At 69.2% G+C, this 11,884-nt stretch carries 12 protein-coding genes; 9 read left to right on the top strand and 3 right to left on the bottom strand.

What is annotated here, in order from left to right; genetic code table 11:
• Positions 1-7 precede the first annotated feature (7 nt).
• On the bottom strand, positions 8-406 hold the full coding sequence (locus EV649_RS10000) for a MerR family DNA-binding transcriptional regulator (RefSeq protein WP_241997943.1): 399 nt from the start codon (positions 404-406) through the stop codon (positions 8-10).
• 68 nt (positions 407-474) lie between these two features.
• Here EV649_RS10000 and EV649_RS09995 point away from each other — a divergent pair, with 68 nt between their 5' ends.
• A complete protein-coding gene (locus tag EV649_RS09995; protein ID WP_130382682.1) occupies positions 475-1,638 on the top strand; it encodes an acyl-CoA dehydrogenase family protein in 1,164 nt (387 codons plus the stop codon).
• 7 nt (positions 1,639-1,645) lie between these two features.
• Positions 1,646-3,175, top strand: coding sequence for an acyl-CoA carboxylase subunit beta (locus EV649_RS09990; RefSeq protein ID WP_130382680.1), 1,530 nt, complete (start codon positions 1,646-1,648; stop codon positions 3,173-3,175).
• On the opposite strand, the gene EV649_RS09985 is transcribed toward EV649_RS09990, so the two are convergent.
• Positions 3,172-3,990 (bottom strand): phosphotransferase, encoded by an 819-nt coding sequence (locus EV649_RS09985; protein ID WP_130382679.1) that lies wholly within the window; start codon positions 3,988-3,990, stop codon positions 3,172-3,174. The genes EV649_RS09990 and EV649_RS09985 overlap by 4 nt on opposite strands.
• Here EV649_RS09985 and EV649_RS09980 point away from each other — a divergent pair.
• Together EV649_RS09980 and EV649_RS09975 are read left to right on the top strand one after the other, a co-directional pair.
• A complete protein-coding gene (locus EV649_RS09980) occupies positions 3,981-4,757 on the top strand; it encodes an aldolase/citrate lyase family protein (protein ID WP_130382677.1) in 777 nt (258 codons plus the stop codon). The two genes, EV649_RS09985 and EV649_RS09980, sit on opposite strands and share 10 nt — an antisense overlap.
• 63 nt (positions 4,758-4,820) lie before the next feature.
• A complete protein-coding gene (locus EV649_RS09975) occupies positions 4,821-5,516 on the top strand; it encodes a maleylpyruvate isomerase N-terminal domain-containing protein (protein WP_130382675.1) in 696 nt (231 codons plus the stop codon).
• A gap of 140 nt (positions 5,517-5,656) precedes the next feature.
• Here the strand turns inward: EV649_RS09975 and EV649_RS09970 are convergent, their stop codons facing one another.
• The gene (locus tag EV649_RS09970) at positions 5,657-6,730 is read right to left on the bottom strand and encodes a GTP-binding protein (protein ID WP_130382673.1); all 1,074 of its coding nucleotides are present in this window, start codon (positions 6,728-6,730) and stop codon (positions 5,657-5,659) included.
• A gap of 103 nt (positions 6,731-6,833) precedes the next feature.
• Here EV649_RS09970 and EV649_RS09965 point away from each other — a divergent pair, with 103 nt between their 5' ends.
• The 5 genes from EV649_RS09965 (at position 6,834) to EV649_RS09945 (ending at position 11,881) form a co-directional block, all read left to right on the top strand.
• Entirely contained in the window at positions 6,834-7,721 is an 888-nt protein-coding gene (locus EV649_RS09965) for an XRE family transcriptional regulator (RefSeq protein ID WP_241997942.1), read from the top strand.
• 120 nt (positions 7,722-7,841) lie between these two features.
• Positions 7,842-9,260 (top strand): proprotein convertase P-domain-containing protein, encoded by a 1,419-nt coding sequence (locus EV649_RS09960; protein ID WP_130382671.1) that lies wholly within the window; start codon positions 7,842-7,844, stop codon positions 9,258-9,260.
• Between the two features lie 97 nt (positions 9,261-9,357).
• Complete coding sequence (locus tag EV649_RS09955; RefSeq protein ID WP_130382669.1) at positions 9,358-10,569, top strand: GNAT family N-acetyltransferase; 1,212 nt, start codon at positions 9,358-9,360, stop codon at positions 10,567-10,569.
• A 17-nt stretch (positions 10,570-10,586) separates the two neighbouring features.
• Complete coding sequence (locus EV649_RS09950) at positions 10,587-11,300, top strand: DUF4129 domain-containing protein (RefSeq protein WP_130382667.1); 714 nt, start codon at positions 10,587-10,589, stop codon at positions 11,298-11,300.
• Positions 11,297-11,881, top strand: a complete 585-nt coding sequence (locus EV649_RS09945) for a hypothetical protein (protein WP_130382665.1) — start codon at positions 11,297-11,299, stop codon at positions 11,879-11,881. The genes EV649_RS09950 and EV649_RS09945 overlap by 4 nt, the downstream gene beginning before the upstream one ends.
• Positions 11,882-11,884: the final 3 nt, after the last annotated feature.

The following is an 11,884-nucleotide window of genomic DNA, read 5'->3' as shown; positions in this document are numbered from 1 at the left end:
CCCAGGATCACGAAGACGCGCTCTGATCGCGGAGGGCCTTGAGGTCGGCGTGGCAGCGGGTTTCTACTTCGGCGAGGTCTTGGAGGGTTTCTTCGATGTCGCGGCGGCGTTGTTCGAGTTCGGTGCGGCGGTGGGTGATCTGGTCGAGGAGGTAGACGAGCTGGCCTTCCTCGCCGGGTTCGGCGTCGTACATGTCGACGATCCTGGCGATCTCGTCGAGGGAGAAGCCGAGGCGTTTGCCGCGCAGGATGAGGGCGAGGCGGACACGGTCGCGCGGGTGGTAGACGCGGGCGGTGCCGCGGCGTTCGGGGGTGAGCAGGCCGCGGTCCTCGTAGAACCGGATCGTCCGGAGCGTCACGTCGTACTCGGCGGCCAGTTCGGCGATCGACCAGGTCTCTGCGGACACCTGGCTATTGTGCATGCTGCTCAGCGTGCTTTACGTTTACGTAAGCGTCAAGCACGAAGGGGTGCCGCATGTTCGAGTTGTCCGCGGAGCATCAGGAGTTCCGTCGTAGCGTTCGCGACTTCGCGGAGGCCGAGATCGGCCCGCACGCGGCCGAGTGGGACCGCAAGCACTACTTCCCGGTGGAGGTCGTGCAGAAGATGGGGCGGCTCGGGCTGTTCGGGCTGACCGCGCCGGAGGAGTACGGCGGCGCGGGCGGCGACTTCACCAGCCTGTGCGTGGCGATCGAGGAGATCTCCCGGGTCGACCAGTCGATGGGGATCACGCTCGAGGCGGCGGTCGGGCTCGGGATCAACCCGATCCTGACGTACGGCACCGACGAGCAGAAGGCCGCCTGGCTGCCTGATCTGGTCGCGGGCCGGTCGCTGGCCGGGTTCGGGCTGACCGAGCCGGAGTCCGGGTCGGACGCCGGCGCCACCAAGACCCGCGCGGTCGTCGACAACGGCGAGTGGGTGATCGACGGCTCGAAGCAGTTCATCACCAACTCGGGTTCGAGCATCACGAGCTGCGTGACGGTCACGGCGCGCACCGGTGAGCGGGCCGACGGCAAGCCGGAGATCTCGACGATCATCGTCCCGAGCGGTACGCCGGGATTCACCGCGGAAGCGGCGTACGACAAGCTCGGCTGGCATGCCAGCGACACGCACCCGCTGTCGTTCGTGAACTGCCGGGTTCCCGAGGCCAATCTGCTCGGCGAGCGCGGCAAAGGGTTCGCGCAGTTCCTCGCAACGCTCGACGACGGGCGGGTCGCGATCGCGGCGGTCGCGCTGGGCTGCATCCGCGCGTGCCTGGAGCTGTCCGTGCAGTACGCCGGTGAGCGGCAGACGTTCGGCGTACCGATCGGCCGCAAGCAGGGCGTCGCGTTCCAGATCGCCGACCTGAAGGTGATGGCGGACGCGGCTTCGTTGCTGGTCTACCGAGCCGCCGCGCTGAAGGATGCGGGTGCGTCGATGGCCGATTTCAAGCAGGCCGCGTCGGTCGCCAAGCTGTACGCGACGGAGTCCGCGGTGACCGCGACCCGGATCGCGACCCAGGTCTTCGGCGGCTATGGCTTCATGGAGGAGTACCCGGTCACCCGGTTCTACCGCGACGCCAAGATCCTGGAGATCGGCGAAGGTACGTCGGAAGTGCAGCGGATGCTGATCGCGAGGTCGCTCGGCCTCCCAGTGGAATGATGACTGTATGACCCACGACCACTGGACCGAGGTCAAGGTCGCCCGCGAGGCGACCCTCGCGCCGCCGGAGAAGGCGGCCGCGAAACTCGAGAGCCAGAACAAGCTGTATGTCCGCGACCGGATCGCACTGCTCGTCGACGAGGGCAGCTTCGTCGAGGACGCGCAGCTGGCGAACGCCCTGAACGCGGGCCTGCCCGCGGACGGCGTCGTCACCGGTCGCGCGCTCGTCGACGGCCGGCCGGCGCTGATCGTCGCGAACGACCCGACCGTGAAGGCCGGTTCGTGGGGCGCGCGGACGGTCGAGAAGATCGTCCGGGTGACCGAGGTCGCGATCCGCGACGAGCTGCCGATCTTCTGGCTGATCGACTCCGCCGGCGCCCGGATCACCGACCAGGTGCAGCTGTTCCCGGGCCGTCGCGGCGCGGGGCGGATCTTCCACAACCAGGTCGCGCTGTCCGGCAAGGTCCCGCAGATCTGCTGCCTGTTCGGCCCGTCCGCGGCGGGCGGCGCGTACATCCCGGCGTTCTGCGACATCGTGATCATGGTCGACGGCAACGCCTCGATGTACCTGGGTTCGCCCCGGATGGCCGAGATGGTCGTCGGCGAGAAGGTCACGCTCGAGGAGATGGGCGGCGCCCGGATGCACACCAGTGTCTCCGGCTGCGGTGACCTGCTCGCGTCCGACGACACCGAGGCGATCGAGCTCGCGAAGCAGTACTTCTCCTACCTGCCCGGCTCGTGGCGCTCGCGACCGCCGTCGTACGACGCCTCCGATGCCGGCCGGGATTTCACGCGGGACCTGGTGCCGGCCGAGGAGAGCGTCGGGTTCGACATCCACGACGTGATCGACGCGCTCGTCGACGCGGACACGTTCTTCGAGATCAAACCGGCGTACGCGCCTGAGCTGGTGGTCGGGTTCGGGCTGCTCGCCGGGCAGGTGGTCGGAATCGTCGCGAACCAGCCGGCGGTGAAGGGCGGCGTACTGTTCGTCGACTCGGCGGACAAGGCTGCGCGGTTCATCTGGCTGTGCGACGCGTTCAACGTGCCGCTCGTGTATCTGTGCGACGTACCGGGTTTCATGATCGGCAGCGAGGTCGAGCGGGCCGGGATCATCCGGCACGGCGCGAAGATGATCACCGCGGTGTCCGAGGCGACGGTGCCGACGGTGTCCGTGATCGTCCGGAAGGCGTACGGCGCTGGGCTGTACGCGATGTGCGGACCCGGGTTCTCGCCGGACGCGTGTGTCGCGTTGCCGACCGCGAAGATCGCGGTGATGGGGCCGGAGGCGGCAATCAACGCCGTGTACTACAACAAGATCCAGGAGATCGCCGACGAGGGCGAGCGGGTCGAGTACGTGTCCAAGCTGCGCGAGGAGTACGAGACCGACATCGACATCCTCCGGCTGGCCGCCGACCTGGTCATCGACGCGATCATCGAGCCGGAGAACCTCCGCACCGACCTGATCGCCCGCCTCGCCGCAGCCCAGTCCAAGGACCGGACGTTCTCCCACCGGCGGCACGGCGTACCGCCGGTCTAGAGCTCGTCCAGGCGGTCGCCGAGGTCAGTGAGATACCCGACCAAAGAGTCCCGCCAGCCCGTCACCTGTTCCGTGCGCGCCTCGTCCAGGGTGGAGTCGATCTCCCAGCCGTTGAAGACGCCCCGGCCGAACCAGCCGATCGCGCCGGTGATGCGGTACAGGCTGGTGTTCGGAGGTCTCGGTCCGTAGGTGTCGAAGAACGCGTCCGCGAGGTATCCGCCGCCGGCCAGGTACATCCACTCGTCGAGGGCCGAGACCTCCTGAGCCGGATCGGCGACGCGCGGGAAGTCCCAGTCGATGAGAGTGGTCCGATCCGGTCCGACGATGATGTTCGCCGGGAACACGTCGCCGTGCAGAAGCGCGGTCGGAGCCTGGCGCAACGAGTCGGCGTGGGCGTCGATGATCGCGTTCAGGCGCGGCAGCTGCGGGAGCACGAACGGAAGGCTGGCCTCGAGCCGCGGTTCGGCCGCGGCGATCCGCGCGTGCAGGTCCTCGACAGGATCGATCGCCTCGAGGTTCAGGCTGTCGGCGCCGAACCGTCCGGACAACCCACTCGGGAACCGTACGGCGTGCAGGCGGCGAAACGCCGCAGCACGACCTGCTGCGAGTCGACGAGCGTCGCGCGGACGACCTGGTGGTCGAAGCCGTGTCCGGTGATCGGTACGGCGTCGGCGACTGGCGGCAGCCCGGCTTCGGCGACCAACTCGTGCAGGAGGAGCTCCGTGGATGGCATCTGCAGCATCGTCGCGTCCAACTGATGGTTGGTCGAGCGATTTTCGGACGATGGTCTGGATAGTCTGCGGGGGTGAATGCAAACGATTTCTCGCAGAGGGTCCGGTCGCGGGAGAAGCTGGTTGGGTACTGGATCACGCTGGATTCGCCGCCGGCGGCCGAGCGGATCGCGCGGCTGGGGTACGACTACGTGGTGCTCGACGCGCAGCACGGGCTGATCGGGTACCAGGGGTTGATGACCGGGCTGCTCGCGATCGACGCCGGGTCCGCGATCGGCCCGCAGCCGACGGTTGGGCTCGTGCGGGTCGAGGCGAACGATCCGACGCCGATCGGGCGGGCCCTGGACGCCGGGGCGACCGGCGTGATCGTGCCGCTGGTCGACAGCGCGGACGACGTGGCTCGGGCGGTTCGTGCGGCGAAGTATCCGCCGGTGGGGGCGCGCTCGTTCGGGCCGATGCGGGCCGCGCTGCGGATCGGTCCCGTGCCGGCGGACAGCAACGACGCGACCGTCGTACTCGCGATGATCGAAACCCCGCTCGGCCTCAAGAACGTCGCCGAGATCTGCGCGACGCCCGGCCTCGACGGTGTGTACGTCGGCCCTTCGGACCTCAGCCTCGCGCTCGGGGCCCGCTTCCCGGGTGATCCGGAGGTCGAGGGTCCGTTCGAGGAAGCGGTCGAGCTGATCGCGCGCACCGCGCGGGAGGCCGGGATCGCCGCGGGCATCCACACCTTCGACGGCGAGTCGGCGAAGAAGCGCCTGGACCAGGGCTACACCTTCGCCACCGTCGCCTCGGATCTCGCCCACCTCGAGGCGATCGCGGCGGCCCACCTGGTCACGGCCCGCTCGTAGGAGCCGGAACACCTCGGCGCTTTCTCGGGTTAAGTTCTTCAGAGGACACCGAGGAGGCCGGGGATGAAGGCACCCGAGCGCGGCGCGTTGCCGTTGGGGCTGGCGGGAACGCTGGGGCGGACCTACGGGCGGCTGACCGAGACGGTGCAGGGGCTCAGCGACGCGGACTTCCACCGTGAGACCCGGTGCGCCGGCATGCCCGTCGGTCCGCTGCTCGTGCATCTGCTGTACGACGCCCAGCGGGCGCTGATCGCATTCGCCAGTCCGGCCGTGGTCGAACCGGACCGGGATTTCGTCACGTACTGGCGCGACTCCCCGCCGCAGCCCGACGGCGACACGAGCTTCGAGCGGAGCGTCGCCGCGGCGTACCGCAAACCTGGTCTGCTCGTGCAGCACTGGCGTGAGGTGTCCGAGGCGGCGGTCCGCGCGGCCGCGACCGGGCTGGCGACCAAGGGGAGCCGGGTCGAGACGCAGGGTCACGTCCTGCGGGCGGGCGACTTCGTGGCCACCTTGGTGCTTGAGGCAACGGTCCATCACCTCGACCTGATCGTCGGGCTGCCGGACGCGCCGGAGCCCGATCCCGAAGGACTGCAGGTCACGGCGCGCACGCTGGACGGGCTGTTCGGCCCGGAGGCCTGGGACGTGATCGCGTGGGACACCACGACGTACATCCTGAAGGCAACAGGCCGCCTACCCCTCGACGAGGACGACCTGACAATGCTCGGCTCCCACGCCCACCGCCTCCCCCTCCTCGGCTAGCCCCGCCCCATTTGCCTGGCTGACCCACGAATTTGCCTGGTCAGCCAGCGAAATAGGGGGTTCCACACCGTGAACCACGGTGTGGAACCCCTCATTTGGTGGGTCAACCATGCAAATGCGGAGAGGGCGGGGCGCCGTGGCTAGAAGACGCCGGCGAAGGGGTCTTCGAGGTTGGTCCAGTCGAGTTGGGCGAGTTCGGACTCGGTGAGGAGGCAGGCGTCGAGGACTGCTTGGAGGCGGGCCGGGTCGAGACCCATGCCGGTCGCGACGACGGTGCACTCGGCGAGGTGCTCGGTCTCGGACCATTCGCCGAGCGTCCCGAGCGATGCGCTGTACCCGGCGGACTCCCACCGCACGCGCTGCGTCGGGCGGTTCGCCAGCCAAACCACGCCGCGACTGCGAACCACCCCGTCCACGATGTCCTCGAGCGCGTCGTTCAGCCGCGCAGGATGCAACGGCCGCGTCGACCGCCACAGCACCGTCGTCACGCCGTCGCCGCTCGGCTGCACCCGATCCGACGACGCGAGCTCGCCGGCCCACGCCTCGGCTGCGTCGAAGTCGAACCGCCCGGTCCGCGCGACCGGCCCATTCGGTACGCCGGCAACATCCGCCGTCACCACCGACGTCCGCGGGTTCAGGTGCACCAACAGGTGTTCGAGCCGCTCAACCGCCGTACTGCGATGCGCATTGGCCAGCACGCACACGTCGGCGTACTCGATCTGGCGTGCAGTCAGCTCCGCGACGTTGCGCCGATCCGGCATACCGAGCGCCAGGCCGCGCTCAGCGAGCAACTCGTCGCCGGACAGTTGCTGAACCAGCAGTACGGCATCGACGACGCAGGTGACCGTGTCGACGACGATCTCCGGCAGGATGGACGTCAAAGTGGTGACCAGCGGCCGCGCCTCCATCGCGGGCGGTGCCGCGAGCACGATGTGGTCCCAGTGCCCACGCGCGACGACCGTCTCCAGTAACGGTAGGAGCGACTCGATCAGCTGGCACGCGCCGCAGTCGTCCCCGACCGTGAACTCGCCCGCGTCGATCGGCCCGGACGCGTCCCGCACCCGCCAGGACAGCACGCCCCGACCGGGCAGGTCGTCCTGGTCGATGACGACGGCCACGGTGGTGGCGTCGGTCATCGCTTCCAGTACGGGCTCCCGCAACGTCGTGGACAGCCCCACCAACACGGACAACGGAGTTTTCGCTTGGGCGGTCATTCGGACAGTATATGAAAACGGTTTTCATCAGTCCAGAGCGGGTGTTAACTGTTGATCGCGCCAGGGCTGGCTTGAATCGCCTGCTGTGCCTAGGGTTCGGCGCATGGGCGAACGGGAGTTCGCGGACGTGCTGCGGGAAGCCATCCAGGCGCGCGGGCTCGGGCTCGGGCGGATCCAGGAGCGGCTCCGCGCGCGTGGCGTCTCGGTGAGCCTCGCCACGTTGAGCTACTGGCAGTCGGGCCGTTCGCGCCCCGAGCGGCGGGACTCGCTCGCCGCGGTCGAGCTGCTCGAGGAACTGCTCGAGGTCCCGGCCGGGACATTGTCGGCGTCGATCGGGCCGCCGCGGCGCCGCGGACGCTGGCTGAGCACGGTGCCGGACCGTCCCGGGCTGGCGACGTACTGGCCGCGGCCCGGCGCGGTCGAGGAGGCGGTCGCCGAGGTCGACATCCGCTGGGACAAACGGCTCACGCGGATCAGCCAGCACGACCGGGTGATGGTCGGCCCCGACCGCGGCGAACGGTCGTACCACTCCCGCCAGGTCCTTCGCGCCGAGGCGGACGGCCCGGACCGCTGGGTCGTCATCATGCACCTCGACGAGCACGACCGGCCGCTGCCGGAGATCCGCCCGCTCAGGCACTGCCGGCTGGGCCGGACGGTACGGCGGCCAGCTGACGGACTGCTGGTCGCCGAGCTGCTCTTCGACCGACCGCTCCGCAAGGGCGAGACGGTGATCACCGAGCACGAGTTGGTCAACGTCGCGCCGTACCCGCCGGCGACGAACTACGAGCGGAAGTTCCGGCTCCCGGTGCGTGAGTTCGTGCTGGAGATCTGCTTCGACCCGGCCGAGCTGCCCGCCACCTGTGCGATCGTCTCGCAGCTCGACGACGCGGAGGAGCTCGTTCGTGCGGTGGAGGTCGCGGCCGAGGTGCACGGCGTCGTACTGAACTTCGGACCCGGTCGCTACGGCCTCCGCTGGACGTGGCCCAAGTGAACTGTGCCGTGTGAACTGTTAAGGCCAGAAAGTCAACTGTGAAAGGGATCTGAGCGATTCTCCCGTCGCTGACGGCACTCCTACGGTCGGTGCACCGTCCCAACTCCGAGGAGTGCACCGATGAAACTCGCAGTGATACTTCTGACCGCCGGACTGGTCGTGACACCGGTCAGCGCCGCCGCCTACTCCGAGGCAGCCCCACCGGACACCCCGCAGCAGATCGCTGCCCGGCTCGCGACAGCACCCGGCCAGGCCGGCCGCTGGATCGATCACGGCCGGCTGATGGTTGCGGTCGTCGACGAGGCCGCCGCGGCCCAGGTGCGAGCTGCCGGCGCGCTTCCGCAGTACGTCGAACGCGACCAGCAGCAGCTCGACCACCTGCTCGGCCAGGTCGATCGGATCGCGCGGAGTCAGCAAGGCCTGCAGAGCTGGGGCATCGACCCGGTCACCAACAGCGTCGTCGTCAAGACCCGCACTGTCACCAACGCCTTCGCGACCCTCGGCGAAGGCGTCCGGGTGGTGCGCGTGCACTCCGATTTCCGTCAGCAGTCCGGTGAGATCAACCCGGGCGACCCGTGGTGGCCGGGTTCGGAGAGCAACTGTTCGGTCGGCTTCCCTGCCACGGATGCCCAAGGAAACAAGCACTTCCTGACCGCGGGTCATTGCACCAACGACGCAGGCCAGGCGGCGTACGGCGCCAGCGGCCAGACCAACCGCCTCGGTACGTCGAACGTCGGCGGCACGCACAGCGTCAACGCTCGCGAAGGCGACATGGGCGTCGTCGCGGTGACCGAGGCCGGCTGGACCATCTCGCCGAACGTCAACACCTGGGGACAACCGGCCGTCACCGTGACCGGGGCGGCAGAGGCGATCGTCGGCGACACGGTCTGCCACTCCGGCAACACCGCGCCGAACTGGGAGTGCGGCACCGTCACCGCGGTCAACCAGAGCATCGACTACGGCTCCGTGGTGATCGACGGTCTGACCACGACCACCGCGTGCTCCGAAGGTGGTGATTCGGGAGGCGCCTGGCTGCGTGGCAACCAGGCGGTCGGCCTGCACTCCGGTGGCAACTCCACCTGCTCGCAGAACGAGGACAACTCGATCTTCCAGCCCGTCACCGAGGCGCTGGCCAAGTGGAGCCTGACGCTGCTCACCGGCTCGAGCGATCCGGGCGACCCGGATCCGGACCCGGGCGAGCGGATGTACTCGAACGGCGCGGACTACCCGATCCGCGACTTCCAGGTCGCGGTCAGCAGTGTCAAGGCGACGGCAACTGGCCGGACGAACAGCCCGGTGAAGGTGACCGTCGAGGGCAATCACACCTGCCTCGAGGACCTGAACATCAGTCTGGTCGCACCGAGCGGCCGCTGGTACTACCTCCAACGGTCCGGCGGCCTGACGTGTCACCCGCTGCCGGCGTCCAAGACGTACTCCGTTGCCGCCGACGAGACCGCGGCCGGTACGTGGACGCTGCGCATCGGTGACAACGGGTACGGCGACACCGGAACGCTCACCAACTGGTCCATCACGCTCTAAACGGCACCGGACAGGCACCGGCCGGCTCGGGGCAATGCCGGCCGGTGCCACCGTAAATCCCGGGTCGCCGGTCCCTGTCGTCTGGTAGGTAAGGGACATGACCATCGAGATCGGGCAGTTCGCGGGTGAGTGGGACGAGCTCCTGGAGCTCCTGGACATGGCGTTCTCGGCGCCGTGGACCGATGAGCAGTACGAGTCCGAGCGGCGGGTCTGGGAGCGTGAGCGCAGCGTCGTCGCGAGTGAGGACGGACAGCTCGTCGGGCACACCGGCACGTTCTCGCACCTGATGACGGTGCCCGGCGGGCAGTTGCCGGTCGCGGGCGTGACGATGGTCGGTGTCCGGGCGACGCATCGGCGTCGCGGCATCCTGCGGGACCTGATGCGCAGGCAGTTGACCGACATCCACGAGGCCGGTCGCGAGCCGCTGGCGGCGTTGACCGCGAGCGAGCCGGTGATCTACCCGCGGTTCGGCTACGGACTCGCGTCCGACCACCAGGAGATCGTCGTACCCAAGGCGTCTCGCACACTGCGCCCGGTGGCCGGCATCGACGACGTGCGGATCCGGTACGTCGACGTACGTGAGAATCTCGCCCGCTGCGCCGAGCTGCGGAACAGGCTGGCGCTGGAGCGACCTGGTGTGTGCCAGCACGACGAGCGCTGGCAGGAGTACTCGATCAGCGCCACCGTCACGAGCAACATCGCGAGCGCGTCCAAGCTGCGATGCGTCGTCGCCGAGCGGGACGGTGAGTTGACCGGGTTCGCGCAGTACCGGACGAAGCGCGCGGAGAAGGGGTACGTCGACGTACAGCGGGTGCATGCGGTGGATATCGCGTCGCATGCGGCGCTGTGGCGGTACCTGCTCGAACCGGATCTGCTCAGCGAGACGCGGTGCGCGATGCTCGCGTCGGACGACCCGCTGCTGGACCTGCTGCTCGACCCGCGGGCGCCGGGCCCGATCACGCGGGACGGTCTGTGGATCCGGCCGGTCGACGTACGTCGTGCGCTCGCGGAGCGGACGTACGCGCGGGACCTCGACGTCGTCCTGGAGGTGGTCGACGACTTTCTCCCGTGGAACGCGGGCCGCTGGCATCTCGCAGGCGGACCGGACGGCGCGTCCTGCGAATCGGTGTCGCGAGACGCCGACCTCACGCTCGACGTCCGCGACCTGGGCGCCGTCTATCTAGGCCGCCCGTCGCTGACGAGACTCGGCCGGGCCGGTCTGGTCGCCGAGCACACGCCCGCAGCGCTCGCCGCGACTGCGGAAGCGTTTTCCACATCTCGGCTGCCGTTCCTCGATACAGCCTTTTGAGGGGGTAGCCTGCCCAGATGCAGACGCAGCGTCGGGGTGCGCTCGCGGTGGTTGCCGTGCTGTTCGTCGGTGTGGTGGTGGCCGGCTTTGTCGTGCTTGCCTCCGCGAGCGGGCCGGTGCGCCCGATCAGCGACAGCACGCTGAGTGCGAGCCCGCGACCGCTGCCGACCTTCTCGGTGAGCGAAACGGCACCGGAGCAGTCACAGCCGTCGCCGCGCGCGCTCCCGCAGACTGAGACGCCGGGCTGGGTGCTGTCGTTGTGGCAGGCCGTGGTCTACCTGATCATCGCCGCGGTGGTGGGGTTCATCGTGCTGATCATCGTCCGCGTCCTGCGCCGGGTCCGGCTTCCGCAGGTGGAGCCCGACGAGCCCGACTGGGAGCGGATGAAGGCGGAGCGACTGGCCGAGGCGGTCGACACGGGCCTGGCTCGCATCGACACCGGTACGGCGACCGACGCGGTCGTCGCGTGCTGGGTCGCGTTGGAGGAGGCAGCTGCTTCAGCCGGCGTACCGCGGGATCCGTCCGAGACTCCGGCCGAGTTCACCGTGCGAGTGCTCGGGATCGGCGAGATCTCCGAGCCGCAGCTGATCCGGCTCGGTGAGTTGTACCGCGAGGCGCGGTACTCGACGCACGGTTCGAGCGAGCAGGCGCGGACGGAGGCCCGTGCGGCCCTCCTGCGACTGCGCGACGAGCTCGCCGCAGCTCACCCCGCGGAGGCGGAGGTCTCATGACTTCGTACCGATGGACTGCCTTGGAGGAGAAGGGGCCGCCGCCCGAGGTCAAGCGGAGGTCCATGCTGCCGAGCAAGCTGCTCCTGCAGCACCTCGGGGTGGCTGTGTTGGTGAGCTTGCTGCTCGTGACCGTGTTCGCCGCTGCTGGTATGGCGCCACGGCCGCTGTGGTTCGTGGCTGCGGCGCTGGCTGTCGGTGTGGTGTCGCTGGCGATCCGGCTGGTGGTGCCGCAGACCGTGGAGACGAGCTGGCCCGGGCGGCACGACGACAAACTGGCAGCGCTGCGAGCCCGGACCAACGACAACCGCACGCAGTTCATCGCCACCTGGTTGCAGGAGTCGAGCCGCGAACGGCGTGCCGGCGAGGGGTCGCAGACCTTCGCCCGCAGGGTCCGCCCACTGCTGTTCGAGCTGGCCACCGACCGCCTGGTGCACCGGCACGGCGTCGACCCCGAGCGGGAGCCGGACCGGGCCCGCGCGATCACCGGCGACCGGCTCTGGCAGCTGATCGCCGGCGACGACAAACGCACCGCGTCCCTCGACGAGATCGAGTACGCGATCCACACCATCGAGAACCTGTGAGGG

Origin of the sequence: Kribbella sp. VKM Ac-2569 (assembly GCF_004216905.1) — a bacterium.
In the GTDB taxonomy this organism is placed as follows: domain Bacteria; phylum Actinomycetota; class Actinomycetes; order Propionibacteriales; family Kribbellaceae; genus Kribbella.
The sequence above is the reverse complement of the archived record's forward strand: the minus strand, read 5'-3'. Positions and strand labels throughout refer to the sequence as shown.